This is a genomic window from Bacillus sp. FJAT-25509 (assembly GCF_001420605.1).
Classification (GTDB): Bacteria; Bacillota; Bacilli; order Bacillales; family Bacillaceae_G; genus Gottfriedia.
Genome location: NZ_LJIZ01000013.1, coordinates 239,099 through 257,318 on the forward strand (window position 1 = coordinate 239,099; position 18,220 = coordinate 257,318).

General features: G+C 33.0%; 12 protein-coding genes and 1 riboswitch. Of the genes, 9 read left to right on the forward strand and 3 right to left on the reverse strand.

Features of this window, described 5'->3' with window-relative positions; all coding sequences use genetic code 11:
- Window positions 1-149 precede the first annotated feature (149 nt).
- From AN960_RS08450 to AN960_RS08470, 5 genes are all read left to right on the forward strand, one after another.
- Window positions 150-1,343 (forward strand): PDZ domain-containing protein, encoded by a 1,194-nt coding sequence (locus tag AN960_RS08450; RefSeq protein ID WP_056469562.1) that lies wholly within the window; start codon window positions 150-152, stop codon window positions 1,341-1,343.
- Between the two features lie 361 nt (window positions 1,344-1,704).
- A complete protein-coding gene (locus AN960_RS08455) occupies window positions 1,705-3,135 on the forward strand; it encodes a PTS mannitol transporter subunit IIBC (RefSeq protein WP_056469565.1) in 1,431 nt (476 codons plus the stop codon).
- Between the two features lie 21 nt (window positions 3,136-3,156).
- A complete protein-coding gene (locus AN960_RS08460; RefSeq protein ID WP_056469568.1) occupies window positions 3,157-5,259 on the forward strand; it encodes a BglG family transcription antiterminator in 2,103 nt (700 codons plus the stop codon).
- Window positions 5,260-5,270: 11 nt separating this feature from the next.
- Complete coding sequence (locus tag AN960_RS08465) at window positions 5,271-5,708, forward strand: PTS mannitol transporter subunit IIA (RefSeq protein WP_056469571.1); 438 nt, start codon at window positions 5,271-5,273, stop codon at window positions 5,706-5,708.
- A gap of 1 nt (window position 5,709) precedes the next feature.
- Complete coding sequence (locus AN960_RS08470; protein WP_056469575.1) at window positions 5,710-6,873, forward strand: mannitol-1-phosphate 5-dehydrogenase; 1,164 nt, start codon at window positions 5,710-5,712, stop codon at window positions 6,871-6,873.
- Window positions 6,874-6,965: 92 nt separating this feature from the next.
- Here the strand turns inward: AN960_RS08470 and AN960_RS08475 are convergent, their stop codons facing one another.
- Entirely contained in the window at window positions 6,966-8,213 is a 1,248-nt protein-coding gene (locus AN960_RS08475) for a helix-turn-helix domain-containing protein (protein WP_056469578.1), read from the reverse strand.
- A gap of 361 nt (window positions 8,214-8,574) precedes the next feature.
- On the opposite strand from AN960_RS08475, the gene AN960_RS08480 reads away from it, so the two are divergent.
- A complete protein-coding gene (locus AN960_RS08480) occupies window positions 8,575-12,639 on the forward strand; it encodes a S8 family serine peptidase (protein WP_056469581.1) in 4,065 nt (1,354 codons plus the stop codon).
- 139 nt (window positions 12,640-12,778) lie between these two features.
- On the opposite strand, the gene rluF is transcribed toward AN960_RS08480, so the two are convergent.
- Window positions 12,779-13,495 carry a 23S rRNA pseudouridine(2604) synthase RluF gene (gene rluF, locus AN960_RS08485; RefSeq protein WP_172795404.1) on the reverse strand — a complete coding sequence of 239 codons (717 nt, stop codon included), beginning with the start codon at window positions 13,493-13,495 and terminating at the stop codon, window positions 12,779-12,781.
- A gap of 196 nt (window positions 13,496-13,691) precedes the next feature.
- A riboswitch (purine riboswitch) is annotated at window positions 13,692-13,793 on the forward strand.
- A gap of 88 nt (window positions 13,794-13,881) precedes the next feature.
- On the opposite strand from rluF, the gene AN960_RS08490 reads away from it, so the two are divergent.
- Window positions 13,882-15,183 carry an NCS2 family permease gene (locus AN960_RS08490; protein WP_056469582.1) on the forward strand — a complete coding sequence of 434 codons (1,302 nt, stop codon included), beginning with the start codon at window positions 13,882-13,884 and terminating at the stop codon, window positions 15,181-15,183.
- Between the two features lie 77 nt (window positions 15,184-15,260).
- Here AN960_RS08490 and AN960_RS08495 read toward each other — a convergent pair whose 3' ends face one another.
- A complete protein-coding gene (locus tag AN960_RS08495) occupies window positions 15,261-16,595 on the reverse strand; it encodes an APC family permease (protein WP_056469585.1) in 1,335 nt (444 codons plus the stop codon).
- Window positions 16,596-16,879: 284 nt separating this feature from the next.
- Between AN960_RS08495 and AN960_RS08500 the strand changes: the two genes are divergently transcribed.
- Together AN960_RS08500 and AN960_RS08505 are read left to right on the forward strand one after the other, a co-directional pair.
- Window positions 16,880-17,593: an MBL fold metallo-hydrolase gene (locus AN960_RS08500; protein ID WP_056469588.1), complete on the forward strand. Its 714-nt coding sequence runs from the start codon at window positions 16,880-16,882 to the stop codon at window positions 17,591-17,593.
- A 168-nt stretch (window positions 17,594-17,761) separates the two neighbouring features.
- Entirely contained in the window at window positions 17,762-17,959 is a 198-nt protein-coding gene (locus AN960_RS08505) for a hypothetical protein (RefSeq protein WP_056469593.1), read from the forward strand.
- The last annotated feature ends 261 nt before the right edge of the window (window positions 17,960-18,220 follow it).

The window sequence follows — 18,220 nt, forward strand, 5'->3', positions numbered from 1 at the left end:
GCAGGAGTTTTAGTTTAGTATGTCGAAAGTACACTTTATGGAGAAGTGTGCTTTTTTTATTGTTTTGCAGCATATTCTCTTTGAAAAAATATCAATAAACCGATAACATAAGAATATCAATCTATTATATAAAAAAGGTGGTGAATGTTATGTGGTCAAATTTATTATCTGAACTCTTAGTTGGATTAGGTAAGCTATTTTTAAATCCATTTACTTATATATTTTTCATCGCATCAATTTTCTGTGGTAATTTACGTGTAAAACGAGAACGTAAGCATTTTTCAGTTCGAAATTTTAATGTAACGTTCGAGTGGAAAACTTCACTTTGGAATGGATTATTGATCGGATTAATTCTTTCAGTTATAACATTGGTAGTTGGAATTAGTATTCCGATTGAAATGGTTTATTTACTAAGTGTGTTAACGATTATTTGTGCACTAATTTTACAATTCAGATGGATGTCTCCTGCTTATCTTTTTGGACTAGCATTAGTTGCTCTTCCGTTTCTTAATAGAGGGCAAGATTCATTACCTTTTTTGAAAAACTTTATACCAAATGATTTGAATGCCATGCTTCCTGCTATAACAATTCTATTGGCTTTACTTTTATTGGCTGAAGGAATTTTAGTTCAACGTAATGCCGCAAATCATACAACTCCTTTATTTATTGAGAGTAAACGTGGTAAAAGAGTAGGGGCACATGAGGCAAATAGATTATGGATGGTACCATTATTTTTACTAATACCAAGTGGTTCGATCGTTAGTGACTATTCATGGTGGCCGACACTTGCTTTAGGTGATAGTGGTTATTCAATTCTTTTTGTACCATTTGGGATTGGATTTTACCAGTTAATTCAAGGAATGCTACCAAAGGAATCAGTTAAAACTGTGGGTAAACAAATAGTAGCTTTAGCAATTATAGTTTGTGTAGGTGGAATATTAAGTTATTTTATTGGATTTGTAGCATTCATAGCTGTAGCTATCGCAGTAGTGGGACGAGAAGCTATAAACTATATTCATAAAAATAGAGATATTAATACACCATCATACTTTACAGTTAAATCAACTGGCCTAATTGTTTTAGGGATTTTACCAAATTCTGTAGCAGATAAAATGAACATTAAAGTAGGCGAAAGCATTACAAAAGTAAATGGACAAAATGTCTCTACTGTTAATGAGTTTTATGAAGCACTACAAATTAACCGCGCGTACTGTAAATTAGAAGTAGTTGATTTCAATTCTGAAATTCGTATAACTCAATCTTCAGTCTATGAAGGTGAACACCATGAGTTGGGGTTTTTATTCCCAGAAGAAGAATCTAAATATAGTGGACAGGTCGGATAAGAGTAGTAGGATAAAAGCTTTCATTTCCACAATATAAAATCAAAAGGAACATATTCATATCTTGAATATGTTCCTTTTTTATTTCTATTCTTTATTCCGGTTTGTGGGCCTTATGTAGTGGTATTTTTATAGGTATCATGTCATGTTTTTGATTATGTTAAGAGACCTATTGCTCGTGTGAATGGAATCTAGCATTCTATAAAAGTAGCCATTAAAGAAAAAGGTTGTTTCCTTTTCTAAATCTTATTTAGCCCTTTTAAATTTTGTCACATTAGTAGGCGACAAATACGAATATTCATTTCATTGTATTGATACTGTAAGCGTTTTATCATTTATATATAAGCTTCACAGGGGAGGTAAAATATTGAATACAGAAAAAAATAACATAAAAGTAAAAATACAAAGCTTTGGTAGTTTTCTAAGCGGTATGGTAATGCCAAACATTGGTGCGTTTATTGCATGGGGATTAATAACAGCACTGTTTATACCTACTGGATGGTTACCTAATGCAAAGTTGGCGGTATTAGTAAGTCCAATGATTACTTATTTATTACCATTGCTAATTGGTTTTACTGGCGGAAGAATGGTCCATGATATTCGAGGTGGAGTTGTTGGTGCTATTGCAACAATGGGGGTAATTGTTGGTGCAGAGATGCCGATGTTCCTAGGCGCTATGATTATGGGACCACTTGGTGGTTTGGCTATTAAGAAATTTGACCAAGCTATACAAGGAAAAGTTAAGTCAGGATTTGAGATGTTAGTTAATAATTTCTCAGCGGGTATTTTAGGAGCAATTTTAGCAATAATTGGTTTAATAGGCGTTAATCCAGTTGTATCGACACTAACAGAAGTGTTAGCTAACGGTGTAGATATGATGGTAAAAGCAAATGTCATTCCATTGGCAAACATATTTATTGAACCAGCAAAAATCTTATTTTTAAACAATGCGATCAACCACGGAATTTTAAGTCCAATTGGTCTTGAACAAGCAAAATCAGCTGGAAAGTCACTTTTATTCTTACTAGAAGCCAATCCAGGACCAGGTTTAGGTGTACTATTAGCATATACAATCTTCGGAAAAGGTACAGCTAAACAAACAGCACCAGGAGCTGTGATTATCCATTTCTTAGGTGGGATTCACGAGATTTATTTCCCATACATCCTAATGAGACCTTTATTAATCCTTTCAGTTATTGCTGGCGGTGTGGCCGGTACATTTACTTTCAATATATTAGGCGCAGGTCTAGTAGCAGCAGCCTCTCCAGGAAGTATTATTGCAATATTAGCAATGGCTCCAAAAGGAGGATACTTACCGATTCTTGCAGGAGTATTTGTTGCAACAGCCGTTTCATTTATTGTTTCAGCTGTAGTTCTAAAATCATCTAAGTCAGTTGCATCGGATGATGATTTAGAGAGAGCAGCCCAAAAAACACAAGATTTAAAAGGTAAAGAAAGTAAAGTAGCTAGTCTATTACAGACTGAAAAAGAAGTAGCTAGTTCTCTTGGTATTGATAAAGAAGTAAAGAAGATTATTTTTGCATGTGATGCCGGTATGGGATCTAGTGCCATGGGAGCATCAATATTACGCAAAAAAGTAAAAACAGCGGGAATAGAATTAGAGATTACGAATGTAGCAATTAATAATTTGCCAAATGATGTAGATGTTGTAATAACTCATAAAGATTTAACTGATCGAGCAAAGGCAAAAGTACCGAATGCAGTTCATATCTCCGTAGAGAACTTCTTAAACAGTCCAAAGTATGATGAATTAGTGAATTCTTTATTAAAATAATAAAAATTTAAAGAGGTATATATGTATATATCAGCAAGAGAAAGAGAAATCATTAATTTGTTGTTGGATCATCCAAATGGAATCAATGTTCAAGAAATTGCAGAGAACTTAAATGTTAGCAGCCGAACTGTGCAACGGGAACTAAAAGGAGTCGAAAGCATTGCCTTGGCTCATAGTCTTTTCTTAAAAAAGATATTGGGTGTCGGAATGTATATTGAAGGGAAACCTGAGCAAAAAAATGAGCTTCAAATTGCAATATTAAAAAGTGGGCAAGAGTTTACTCAAAAAGAAAGACAGGAGTTAATTCTATGTTCCTTATTAAAAGAACCGGAGTCTATTAAACTAAGCTCACTAGCAAATGATTTGCATGTTACCGTTGCAACAGTTAGTAACGATCTTAATAAAGTAGAAGAATGGTTAAAAGACTTCAATTTGGAGCTAATGAGAAAGAAAGGGTACGGCATTGCTTTACTAGGTTCAGAACGAAAAAAAAGAAAAGCCCTAGGACATCTAATTGCACAGCAATTAAATGAATATGAGTTTTTATCTGTAGTAGAAGATGAGCATGAGTCAACGAATAGTTTCTCAAATGGATTATTAGAAATAATAAAACTAGAAAAACTCACCATGATTGGAAAAATGATTCGGGATATTGAGCAACAATTACCTTATTCTCTAGCTGATAGTGCATTTATGACATTTACAATTCACTTATCTTTAGCGATTGAAAGAATTATTGAAGGCGAAGTAGTACAAATGGATCAACAGGTTCTCGAGGAATTAAGTACCTCTAAAGAATTTAATATCGCAGGTCAGATTGTTAATGAATTAGAAGAAGTGTTCAAAGTTAATATTCCAAATGTTGAAAAAGGGTATATTACGATGCATTTATTAGGTGCAAGGCAACGTAAAGAGAAAAATGATTGGCTAGAAGAGAGCAGTACGGAAATCGTTGTAGGCTCAAAAAAGTTAATCAATTATGTATCTAAAGAACTTGAAATAAATTTTGAAGAAGACCAAGCATTATTTGAGGGACTAATTACTCATATTGAACCAGCAATCTATCGAATTCAAAAAAAACTAGATGCAAATAATCCTTTAGCAGGCCAAATTCAAGAGGATTATCCTGCAATGTTTAAGATCATTCAAGAAGGATTAAAAGAAGCTTTTCCATCGATTGTTTTTCCAACTGAGGAAATCGCTTATCTTGTCCTACATTTTGGTTCATCTCAAGTAATCTATGATAACAGTAAAGAAGTTAGAGCGCTTGTATTATGTTCAAGTGGGATTGGTTCTTCTAAAATGTTAGCGAGTCGAATCAAAAAAGAGATAAAAGAAATAACAGATATCGAAGTATCGTCTTTAGCAAACTTAAGAAATATTCAAATTGAACAATATGACATTATTTTATCTACAGTTGAGATGCCGGGATTTTCCAAAAAATATATTACCGTTAATCCTTTATTGCCAAAGAAAGAGGCTGAGCAGATTCGTGATGAAATAAAACGCAACTCTCTTACTACAGAAGCAACATTACTAAGAAAGCTCCATAGCAAAAAGTTTCAAAAGCAGATCAAGCTAGAAACGCCAGAATTAATTAAACAAAATATTGAAGTAGTTCATCAGTACTCTGAAACTGTACTTCATATTTTGAATACTTTTGAGACAATTTCATTACCGTTTATTCCAACTTCTTCTATTTTATTATTGGAAGTATGCAAACAAGCAAATGTTAGAGGATTAATAGGTGATTATTTTGAGGTGACTAATCAACTCGCAGAAAGAGAAAAGAAGGGTGGCCTAGGGATACCAGGTACTAGCATAGCATTGTATCATTGTCGGTCAGAATATGTTATGCAACCAGTGTTTTTATCCTTTTTGCTTCATGAGCCAATGGTAGTCAAGGCAATGGACCACAAGTCAATAAAAATTAATACATTATTATTATTACTAGCTCCAGTTGAAATGCAGACAGGTCAGTTAGAGGTGTTGAGCACTATTAGTTCAACAATTATTGAAGATGAAGAATCAACTCGGATCTTTACATCTAATAACTATACAAATATATATAACAAATTAAGCTATGCATTATATGAAAATTTACAAAAAAGATTTAAGAATTGAGGGATTAATAAATGATTCAGACAGTATTACCAACAGATAATGTTTTATTAAATGTAGATGTAAAAACAAAGGTTGAAGCTATTTGTTTAGCAGGAAATCTTTTAGTAAAAAACGGTTATGTAAAAGAAAATTATATTGAAAAGATGATTGAAAGAGAAGAGTCTTTAACAACTTATATGGGGAACTTTATCGCGATTCCACACGGAACTGAGGAGTCAAAACAAGAGGTAATCTCATCTGGTATTTCGATTCTTCAAATTCCTAACGGAGTAGACTTTGGGAACGGAAATATTGTAAAGGTAGTATTCGGTATTGCCGGAAAAGATAATGAGCATCTTGAGCTTTTATCTCAAATTGCGATTCTTTGTTCAGAGGAAGAAAATGTACATAAATTAGTCGCAGCCACATCAAAAGAGGAACTAATTTTAATGTTTAGCGAGGAGGAGTAAGATGTTAGCTGTACACTTTGGCGCAGGAAATATTGGAAGAGGATTTATCGGACAATTATTACACAAGGCAGGATATGAGATTTGCTTCGTTGATGTAAACGAAGAGATTATTAATGAGCTGAATGAAAAGAAATCGTATGCTGTCATGTTAGCAGATCGTACCCAAGAAAAAATAAAGATAACAAATGTAAGAGGTATTAATAGTCTGAAAGATCCTCTGGAAGTAGCAAAAGTAATCGCACAGGCTGACATTGTAACAACAGCGGTAGGTCCATCAATTCTTCCTAAAATAGCAAAGCTAATTGCAGATGGATTAGTTGAAAGGGCTAAGAATTCAGATAAAGCGTTAAATATCATTGCATGTGAAAATATGATAGGTGGAAGTACTTTTTTAAGAGAAGAAGTTTATTTAAACATGACATTATCTCAGAAGAAAAAAACTGAACAGTCGGTCAGTTTTCCAGATGCTGCAGTAGATCGAATCGTACCGATTCAAAGTCATGAAGATAAATTATTAGTAGCAGTAGAACCATTTTATGAGTGGGTAATTGACCAATCAAATATGATAGGTGAAGTTCCAACAATTGATGGTGTAACTTATGTAGAGGATTTACTTCCATATATTGAAAGAAAACTATTTACCGTAAACACTGGTCACGCGGCGACTGCATATTTAGGCAATTTCTACGGATATAAAACGATTAAGGAAGCAATTTCTGATGAGAATATTAGAAGTATTGTTAATTCTATTTTAGATGAAACAGGAAAGTTATTAGTTAAAAAATATAACTTTGACTTAGAACAACATAACGCCTATATTAAAAAAATAATAGGTAGATTCGATAATGAATATATTTCAGATGAATTATCCCGTGTTGCTCGTTCTCCAATACGTAAATTAGGAGCAAATGACCGTTTTATTAAGCCAGCAAGAGAGTTAATAAACTTTGGAATAACACCTAACTATTTAGTTAAAGCAATTGCAGTTGCTCTATTCTATAAAAATAATGATGATCATGAAGCAGTTGAACTACAAAGCTTCCTCCAAGAGCACACTGTGGAAGAGTTGCTTGTTAAATATTCGGAATTATCAGATTTCATAGGGTTAATTAATTTAATTGTTGATGAATTCAATCAGTTAGAGAAGGACTTACTTGTACATTAATTTTACTAGAATGATAGACTAACTAAAATTCATTGTAAGGGACAGATTCAATAGAATCAGTCCCTTAATCTATTCTGTCTTACCCGTTTTAACTAATTACCATTAATAAACATTTCTCCAGCTTGAACTGCTCTCTCATATTGCTTAGTCTTAACATAGTACGAGTAGAGCAACTTAGCATACTTACTTGAGTGTGTGACATGATGGTGTTCCTTAAAGAAAGGAAATGCAGTTTGTTCCATGAAATTATAATATTCATCAAAATTTTCGTTAAAACGTAAAATTAAAAGCTTAAAGAGAATTCTATATAAATCATTTGTAGCTTTTTCTGAAAGAGCAAGTCCTTCATATGCTTCTTCTAGCAATTCATTTGTAGATAGGAGCTTTCCTTCCCCAGCATTATCTAAATAGTTGTATAAACGATTCAAATATGGCAATGATTGTTTATCAGCTTCTTCAATGGATTTTTTATAAAAGATATGTGCATTTTTAAAGTCTTGCTTCCAAAAATACATTAGACCTAAATTATGTAAGATCATTCCACTCTTATCCAAAAGTCCTAAAGCTTCGCTATGCTCAATTAAACTTTCATACCTATTTACAATCTCTTCAAAATCTAGTTGTGCGCTGTCTTTTAATTGTACTAGCATTAATGATTCTGCCAAAATTGCTCTTGCGTAATTATTTGTTTTATTAAAATATCTAAATGCCTTTTCACCGTAGAAATATGCCATTACTTTAGACCGAGTCCAATGATAGGCTGAACCGAGATGATAGTAATATTCTTTATTTCCATATTCCTCTATATTGACCTTCTTTAATTCTTGTAGTGCAATTTGTCTATTTAGATTTCCAAGTCGTGTATATTGATTTAAATAATAGATCCCTCTAACGTGATGGAATAGGTTCCTTTCATATGCCGACATAGGAGGAGAATCTTTTTTGATCTGTTTAATAATGCGATCTGCTTTATCTGTATTTTTACTTAAAATAAAGTAGCGGGCTAATAATAGCTGATAATAGGTAGCATAGTTGGATGCGTTAATATAGTGAATACTTTCTAATTCTTCTTTAATTATTATGACATCCTTCATTCGCTCTAATATGATTGCATTATGCCATTTTTGTAATTTCTTTTCGATATCTTGAACAGTGGCTATCTCATTTTTAATGTCAATCTGAAGACGTTGAGAGAACAGTTGAATAATTTCTTCAGAATAACGGGTTTCCCCTCTTTCTATTCTACTTACATGGGTAGCGGTACAAATGTCTTTTCCTAATTCCTCTTGGGTTAGTCCTGCTTTTTTACGATAAAATTTAATGATTTCTCCTTCAAGCATATGTTCTCTCCTTTTCAAATCCCAGTTGCCTTACTATGAAGTTTTTTGCGAGCATAAATCTAAGAAACTAGAAAGTACAAAGACTTTGAAATACCTACTAATTTATTATAACTAGAATTTTTTAAAGTCAAATACTTTCAATTCAAATTAAAAATAACACAAATTTCATAGCAAAATTTCATGCTTTTTTAATATTTAATGAAATTTCCTTTCAAATTTCAATAGTTTTTAGGAAAAAAAACCTACAAAATGACCAAAATTTCGATAAAAATTAACACAATATGCTTTTTTCCTAAATGCTATTACTATTGAAATAGTAAGAATTTTTTAACTATAAAGATAAAAATGGGGGATGAAGTCTATGAAGGTAACAACATTAGCAAAGCACTCGGCAGTACTTGCCCTTTCAACGAGTCTGCTTATTGCACCTTTTAGTGCAAAGTCATACATAACGGCAAAAGCAGCAACTTCTAAAGCAGAAGAAATTTTAGCTTCAATTACTAAAGAGCAAAGAGAAGCATTAAAACAACTAGAATTGAACAATCAAGAGGGGCTTCAAGGCTTTCAAGAAAGTGAACTGAATTCTGATAAAAACATCTCTGTCATCGTTCAGTTTAATTCAGATCCAAGTAATGTTGCAGTATTAGAGGCAGCAGTTGATGGAAAGTCATTAACAAAATCATCAGCACAAGCACAAGTTGACAAAGAGCACAAAGTTTTTAAAGAAGATGTAGGCAAATTTGTTAAGGGTAAGGAAAAGAAAAACGCTCCTGTTATTACAAAAACGTATAAAACAGCATTTAATGGTGCAGCGATTACACTTCCTGCAAACCAAGTAAAAGAACTTTTAAAATCAGATGCTGTTAAAACGATATATAAAGATATAGCTTTTAATGTAGATCCAATTAAAGAGGATGTTCCAACAGATGTTGCTAGTAAAACAACTACATCAGTAGATAGTATTCCATATTTAAAAGTGGACAAGCTACATAAAGAAGGAATAACAGGTAAAGGTGTTAAAGTAGGGGTTCTAGATACTGGTATTGACTATAATCACCCTGATTTAAAAGACGCTTTTAAAGGCGGATACGATTTTGTAGATAATGATAATGATCCAATGGAAGCTACTTACAAAGACTGGCAGGCTTCAAACCAACCTGAAAGTAATGGTAATGGCACTTACTATACAGAGCATGGTACGCATGTATCGGGAACAATTGTTGGACAAAATAAAAATGATAGTGAAGTTTCGGTAGAAGGAGTTGCTCCAGATGCGGATCTATATATGTACCGTGTGCTTGGTCCATACGGAAGCGGATCATCTGAAAATGTAATTGCAGGTATTGATAAAGCAGTTCAAGATGGTATGGATGTTATTAACCTTTCATTAGGGGCGGGAATTAACGATCCGTATTATCCAACTAGTACGGCAATAAATTATGCTGTACTAAATGGCGTAACAGCGGTGGTTTCAGCAGGTAACAGTGGACCTAATGCTTATACTTTAGGATCACCAGGTACGGCAGCATTTGCTTTAACAGTAGGAGCGAGTGATGTACCAACGACAATTTCAACATTTGAAGGAAAAGTAGAAGGCGGATGGTCAACTGATCTTATAAGTATGGCTAGGAGCTTCGCTGATAACTTTAATAGTTTAGAAGGAAAATCTCTTGAACTAGTAGATGTTGGATTAGGAACATTAGATGATTACAAAAATAAAAATGTAGCAGGAAAAATTGCTTTCGTTCAGCGTGGAAACTTTGCTCTAGTAGATAAAGTGAAGTTTGCAAAACAAAATGGAGCAAAAGCTGTCATTATGTACAACAATGTTGATGGCCATGTTGGATATAACTTAGGTGAATCAATGGAATATATTCCTGCATTCTCAATGACAAAGAAAGCAGGAGAAGAATTAAAGGCCAAAATTGCAAATGGAAATACAACGTTCACTTTTACAAATTTAAAGGAAAAGTCTACTGAAGGTGATAAGCTAGCAGACTTCAGCTCAAGAGGACCAGTTAATGGAAACTACCAAATGAAGCCTGAAATCACATCACCTGGTGTGAGTGTTCTATCTACAGTTCCTTCTTATATTGCAAATCATGATACACCAGAAGACTATAAATACGCATATCAAAGAATGGATGGAACATCTATGGCATCACCATTTGCAGCTGGTGTGGCGGCCTTATTAATCGGACAAAATCCAAACCTTGAGCCAGCAGACGTTAAATCAATTCTGATGAACACTGCTGATCAACTTAATGGAGACTATAGCGTTTTTGAAGTAGGAGCAGGTCGCGTAGATCCATATCAAGCTCTTCACACTCAAACAGAAATAAAGGTACAAGATGAAACATTAATTCCAGTTGGTGATAAATTATTAAAAGCAGAGAATGAAACAGGTGGGTTAAGTTTCGGTAGACAATTTATTAAAGATAATTCTCAATTGAAATTAAAGAAAGATATTGAATTTACAAACAATAGTAATAAAAAGCAAACATTCGATGTCAAGGTTGTAGATAACGCACAAGGAGCAAACGGATTAGAAGAGAATGGCGTAGTAGTAGATTTAGGTGACTCAATTAAAATTAATCCAAATTCTGCTAAAACAGTAAAAGCAACACTAACTGTGCCTTCTACAGCTAAAAAAGGTTTTTATGAAGGGTACATTTTAATCACTAATAGCTCAAATAAATCAGAACAATACCGTATCCCATTTAGTTTCAAAAAATCAGATGAAGGCTTTGACACGCTTAGCATATCATCGCATGCGATCTCTCCATTATTTTATGGAACATATGACGCGTTTAAAACATCAGCAACATCGTTAAAGTTCAATTTAGGTTCTCCAGTTAACACGTTAGATGTTGTATTACAAGACGGTAATACAAATGAAGACTTAGGACTTGTTGGCACGCTTAATATGAAAAGTGCAACGTCAGATGTCGACTACTTTATACAACAAGCATTTACTGGATCATATTACAAGTTTACAGGTGATAAAAAACAACCTGTATCATCAGAGATGAGTCAGGCTAAACCTGGACATTATAAACTGAAATTTATTACAACATTACCAAATGGTAAACAGAAAGTTAATTATGACGATATCTTTATTGATATTGACACACCAACAGTAAAAAGTTCCCTAGATGGAGATTCACCTTTTATTGAGTATAAGCCAGGACAAGAGACTTACCCTTTTGAAATGGAGGTAAAAGATGCTGCTTTAACAGATATGCAACAAGCTGGTATTGATGTAGACGAAACATCAAACTTTGCAGTATATACGTATGGATTTCCTATTCCTAACGGTCCAATCCATATGGACAAGAACGGCAAGTGGGTTGATGAAGTACAAATGGATGAAAGTACACAATCACTGTCATTCAACTTAATTGGGTATGATGCTGCTGGAAATCAAGCAAATTGGAAAGAATACTACTTTGTTAAAGAAGGTACACCAGTTGCATATGCTAAGCATAACGTACAACTAGCTAGATCAGGAGATATTCTATCTGCATCTTTAGTTCTAGACAACGTACAAGGTGTAAAAGAAGCAACCTGGAATTTTGATGATGCTGGGGCTGTAGGTATTCCTTTCGTAAATCTTGTAGAGGCGTCTTTAACTAATAAATTTAAGGATAAAGCAGAAATTCAAGTAACTGGTAATAAAGTTAAAGTGAAGTTTAAAGAAGCAATGGTATTCGATCGCTCTGAAGTAATAAACGTAAAAGTAAAAGTACAAGATCAAGTTTTTTATCCAATCGGATATATTAACCCATCAGCTACTATCGTAGATGCTAATGGTCAAACCGTGAGGTTATTAAACGCAGGTAAACGATTCCAATTAAAACCAAAATTTAACCGTGTTCAAGGAAATATAATTCCTGAAGGGTATCTAGTGCAAGTAGAGGGTCAAGTACCTTATTTAGGATCTCGTGACTGGACAAAAGTAGGAGCAACATTAAAAGTAACAAATGGTGCTTATAGTTTAGATGCTACTAATTTGATTAGTAGAGGTAAATTTAATCTTGAACCACTTGCATTAAGCAAAGATGCCTATACATTTGAAATAAATGTTCCAGGTCACTTTATTACGAAGAAATCTCAAAAATTCGGTTTTGAATACAACAGCGTATTATATGGGAAATCAGAAACAACTAACATTAATTTAGTTGGTGGAGATGTTAACCAAGATAACGTAATCGATGTACAAGATGCACTTTATGTTCAAACTTACTGGGGAACAAACAAACGAAGTGCTGATATCAATTTTGATGGTACTGTAGACGCAAAAGATTTCGCTTTTATTGAGAAAAATTACTTGCAGAAAAATCCATCAGTACAAAATGCACCAACACCGAAAACGATCTATAAAAACCAAACGTTAGAAACGATTAAGAGTCAATTAGGCTTATAATCTTAAAACCCAAAGAAGCTGCTATTAATATTACTTAATAGTAGTTTTTTTTTTTTTTTTTTTAATTAATTTAAATTTTTTTTTTTTTAAAAAACAAAAAAAGACTAATTCAATTAAATTGAATCAGTCTTTTTTAAATTCACCATTCATTTGGTTCATAATTTAATTCTCTAAACAACTGAGTTTTTTCTTTCTTAGATAAGTCTCTCCATTGACCCATTGGTAGATTGCCTAGATTAATATTCATAATTCGAGTTCTTTGCAATCGGTATACTTCATATCCAAGTGCCTCACACATGCGACGAATTTGACGGTTTAAGCCTTGTGTTAAAATGATTTGGAAATCAAATTTTGAAAGCTGTTTTACCTCACATGGTAATGTTTTTGTACCTAATATTTTTACCCCTTCAGACATTTTGGTTAAAAAGTCAGGAGTTATTGGTTTATCTACTGATACAATATATTCTTTTTCATGCCTATTTTCAGCTCGTAAAATTTCATTTACAATATCTCCATCATTTGTAAGGAGAATCAAACCCTCAGAGTCTTTATCAAGTCTTCCAATATTAAAGATACGTAATGGGTGGTTTACGAGATCAACAATATTGCCTTTAACACCTTTTTCAGTTGTACTCGTTATACCAACTGGCTTGTTTAAGGCTATATAAACATGGTTTCGAGCTAATCTAATATGTTCACCATTTACAATTACCTCATCGCCAGGTTCAACTTGGTCACCGACTTTGGCTACTCTACCATTTAATTTTACTCTACCTTCACTAATTAATTTGTCAGCTCCACGTCTCGAAGCCTTTCCAGACTCACTAATAAATTTATTTAAACGAATGTTAAACAACTCCTTAAATTCTAAATTATACTTTCAGAATAACATAGATAGCTTTTTAATGAGAATACCATTCGACTATTACTAAAAAGTACTTTTAAATAATTGTTGTTTACTACTATTTTATCCACATTCTTTGTATTATTTTCTAAATTATATAACAAAAATGTTTTTTATTGACAGACTGTAGGTCAGGTCGTATGATAGAAAAAATATATTAATATTTTCTCATATAAACTTGAAAATAAGGTTCAAGAGTTTCTACCTAGCGCCCGTAAACTGCTAGACTATGAGGAAGAGCTCTGGATTTTTGTTTTCTTTACATTGTAAAACTGCCTGCTTTTTCTCATGAAAAGCGGGCAGTTTTTTTTATTTTAATATAATAAAGGAGTCATCACATGTTTCAACTTAAAGAACGAAATACTTCAGTTAAAATTGAAGTATTAGCTGGTTTAACTACATTTTTAACTTTGGCGTACATCATTATTGTCAACCCTATGATTTTAAAGGATGCAGGTGTACCGTTTAACCAGGCATTTTTAGCTACTATTTTAGCGACGATTATTGGTACTTTAACAATGTCATTAATAGCAAATTATCCAATCGTTATTGCACCTGCAATGGGATTAAATGCCTATTTTACTTATTCTGTAATTGGAGGACATAATCTTCCTTATTCAGTCGGTTTTTCTGCTGTTTTTATTACCGGAATTTTATTTTTACTACTTTCTTTAACATCCTTCCGAACAAAATTAATACAAGCCATTCCTGCTAACTTAAAGCATGCAATCGCTGCTGGAATTGGTTTGTTTATTACTTTTATTGGTTTACGTTTATCAGGTATTGTCGCAGATCATCCTACTAATCTAGTTCAAATTGGTGATTTTAGTTCTCCTAAGGTCGCACTTACATTGATCGGTTTATTAATAACAATTGTATTTATGGCACTTAACTTAAATGGCGCATTATTTCTAGGGATGATTACGACAGGTTTAATTGCATATTTTACAGGTCAGTTAAATTTTGCAAATGGTTTTGTTGCGATGCCTCATTTACCAAAAGGAATTTTAGTATACAACCCAATTGATTCCATCAAAGACATTATTGAATATGGACTTTATAGTGTAATTTTTTCATTCTTACTCGTCATGTTATTCGATACAACAGGCGCTTTACTAGCAATCGTTAAACAAGCAGGTCTTATCAAAAATGGTAAGTTAGAAAAGGGTGGAAGTGCATTCTCTGCTGATTCAATTGGAACAATTGTTGGTGCAATGTTAGGAACAAGCCCGACTGCAGCAACAGTAGAATCCTCTGCTGGTGTTGGTGCTGGTGGAAAAACTGGTTTAACGTCATTAACTGTTGTGGTCTTATTTGTAATCGCAGCATTTTTTAGCCCAATGATTGGTTCTGTATCAGAAGTGGCCGCAATTACGGCGCCAAGTTTAATTATTGTTGGCTGTTTTATGATAAAGAGTATTTCGGAGATTAAATGGGATGATTTTGAAGAAGCATTCCCGGCATTTTTAGTCATCGTTACTATGCCATTAACATCAAGCATTGCAAACGGTATTGCTTTAGGCTTCATTTCTTACCCAATCATGAAAATCGTAAAACGTAAATTTAAAGATGTGCACCCATTTGTTTATTTATTTGCAGTATTATTCCTAGTTCAATTAGTATTTTTTGCACATAAGTAATAGTGAACAGAAAAAGCAGGTAAAAGATATTGAAATCTTTTACCTGCTTTTTATAAACCTTGATTCATACCTATCTATCAACTTGCTTTATATTTTTCATCGAATCTATTAGTCGACTTTAGTTTCCAATAAACAGGCAAACCAATAATTGCAATACCAATTGATACAAGTGCATCTATTGGTGCATTTATAATCGTACTACCAACGATGTAAAGTGTACCTATAATTGCTACAATCGGAGTGATCGGATATAAAGGCACTTTATATAATTTCTTTCCACCTTTATCTTTTTTACGTAATATGAAGATTGCATTAAATGCTAGTCCATAAAATAAGAAGACTGCAAATATAGCCATATCAGAAAGTCGATCAGGATTCCAGAATATCATCATTGCTAATGCTAAAACAATTTGAAAAACAGTTGAGCCTACTGGTGTATTAAATTTAGGATGAATACTAGATAATACTTTTGAACCAGGTAGGAAGTTTCGTTCTGCCATTGCAAATGTAACCCTTGGGAAAGTAAGAATTTTTCCATTTAAACAGCCAAAAATAGAAATTAAAATTCCAATGGCAAGAATTTTTCCGCCAATATTACCAAATAGTGAAGAAGCTGCTGCTGTAGCTGCATTAGGACCTAATTCAACAATTTTACTTGCAGATAAAACATGTAGCATTGCGATATTAACAGAAAGATAAGCTAAAATAACAATCACAATACCAGAAATAATTGCTCTAGGAAGAGTCTTTGAAGGATTCTTCATTTCTCCTGCCATAAAGCCTACATTCATCCAACCGTCATATGCCCATAAAGTCGCTAATACTGCTGCGCCCATACTAAGTGCTTGAGTAGAACTACCACTCTCTGCATTAAAAACTGATACGTCCCCTTGAAGAATACCAAAAACAGCAATTAAAATAATAGGGACTAGTTTTCCAGCAGTTGAGATTGTTTGAATGAATCCACCAAGCTGAGTGCCTAGTATGTTTAGACCACCAAGTAATATAATCGTGATAATACCAATAATTTTGCTACTTCCCTGAAAACCGAAAAAATCTGCCAATAAAGAGCCAAAATAAAGACTAAGAGCACCCATAACAGCTGGTCCATAGACAAGGGTTTGTACCCAACCGCATAAAAATCCCCACTTCTCACCATAAACCTCTTCTATGTATGCATATAATCCACCAGTTCTCGGGATTTTTACACTTACTTCAGCGATCGTTAATCCACTTGCTAGTGTAATAACGCCACCGATAATCCAGGCTAAAAGAGCCATAGTGGAGTTAGCAGTTGAAGACAGCACGATCCCAGGTTTCATAAAGATTCCAGAACCAATTACTGTACCGATTACTAAAGACGTTGATACGAAAAAGCCAATATTTTTCTTTAAATTTACTTCTTTTTCCACATTATACGCTCCTTCCAGGACTATATTTATAAAATTAGAAAGATTATAGCATATTAATTTTCTAAACTATTTTTTTCTGAAAAGTTAAATTTATGTCTTATGTATTTTTGATATAGCGGATAAGACCTATTAATTCTAATAAATCTTTCATGCTATTTATTCATTATGACTAGATAACATATTTATAAAAGGTTAATAGTCTTAAATATAGAACACTATAATGTAGGTATTTCAGACCGATTTTTAGTTAATCATGGAATGCTAACTATTTTGGAGGTGAAGACGTGGAGGTTTCTTTTGAACGTGTGGTACATAACATATATGCTTTAGCGATATGGGATACCGAATGGAAGTCATATAATAATTGCTATTTTATAATTCAAGATAATGGAGTTACTCTCATTGATTCAGGAAAAGGGATACACTCTAAGTATCTTAGGAAAGCTCTAGTTAAATTGGGGAAAACGCCAGAAGACGTCCATCTCTTTTTAGCTACACATGGACATAAGGACCATATTGAAGGTTCTAGTATTTTTAAAAATGCTAAGAAATTTATCCATTCAAATGATAATGATTTGATTGATTCACTTGAATTAACTCAGTTTAGTAATGACCTTGAAGCTTTTGAAGTAATAAAGGAGTTTGAGCATGATTTAGTAGGGTACCATACTCCAGGTTCGGTCGTTTTTTATCATCGTCCATCAAAAATAGTTTTTACGGGTGATTTCTTATGTTTCTTCGGTGATCCATTATCAAAGGATGGTTTGGTCTCTAAAGGAGATGACCTTAGAAATGAGTGGGTAAAATATTTGAGAGATGGCGGAGTCTCAACAGAACACTTAGATCATTTTCTAGGTGGACTAAAAAAAGTAAATCAGTTTGATAGTAGTGTAATGTGTACTGGACATGGCGGTGTCCTAGTAGGAAATATTAGAGAGTTTATAAGTGATCTAATTGATGTCGGAGTTCAATCTAGTAATAGAGAATCAGATTGTTGACAAGTGTTTGCAATCAGTCCTTTTTTATAGGAGTGATCGTTTAGAAAGAGCTTAATTTTTGCACTTTAAAAAGGTTAGAATGGAATATTCTTATCAATAATGAACTATATAGACTGTAAAAAGGTTTCTATAAAGTACTTATAATTACTTTAATGGGAGTGCATTGTAATGAAGTTAAAATCATTAATTGGGCTATTATTAGGTTCATTGACAACATTCTTCATTTTAAGTCTTCTAAGTAATAAACTTACCAATAAAGAGTACTGGTTTTATGCAATAATCTATCTTGTCTTTATGGTTTTAGCATACTTAGCAATTAATTTCATACGAAAAGTTAAGTCATCAAAGAAGACTGATTCATTTTGAATCAGTCTAAGAGTGTTGAAATATAAAACGGTCAATAGAGAAAGCGGACATTAAATAAACATTTATTAATAATGAAATTATCATTTTTGGATGATCTATCTATTACTGGTTTTAATTTTAATATGTTTGAGGAATTTTATGATTCCAATAACACTAATGAGGGTTTTTTCAGAAGTTAAAAATATTATGAACTAATTTTTAGAAAAACAATTTCATTTGATTTGTTTATTAATTAATGTTCGATTCTTATTGATCTACAAA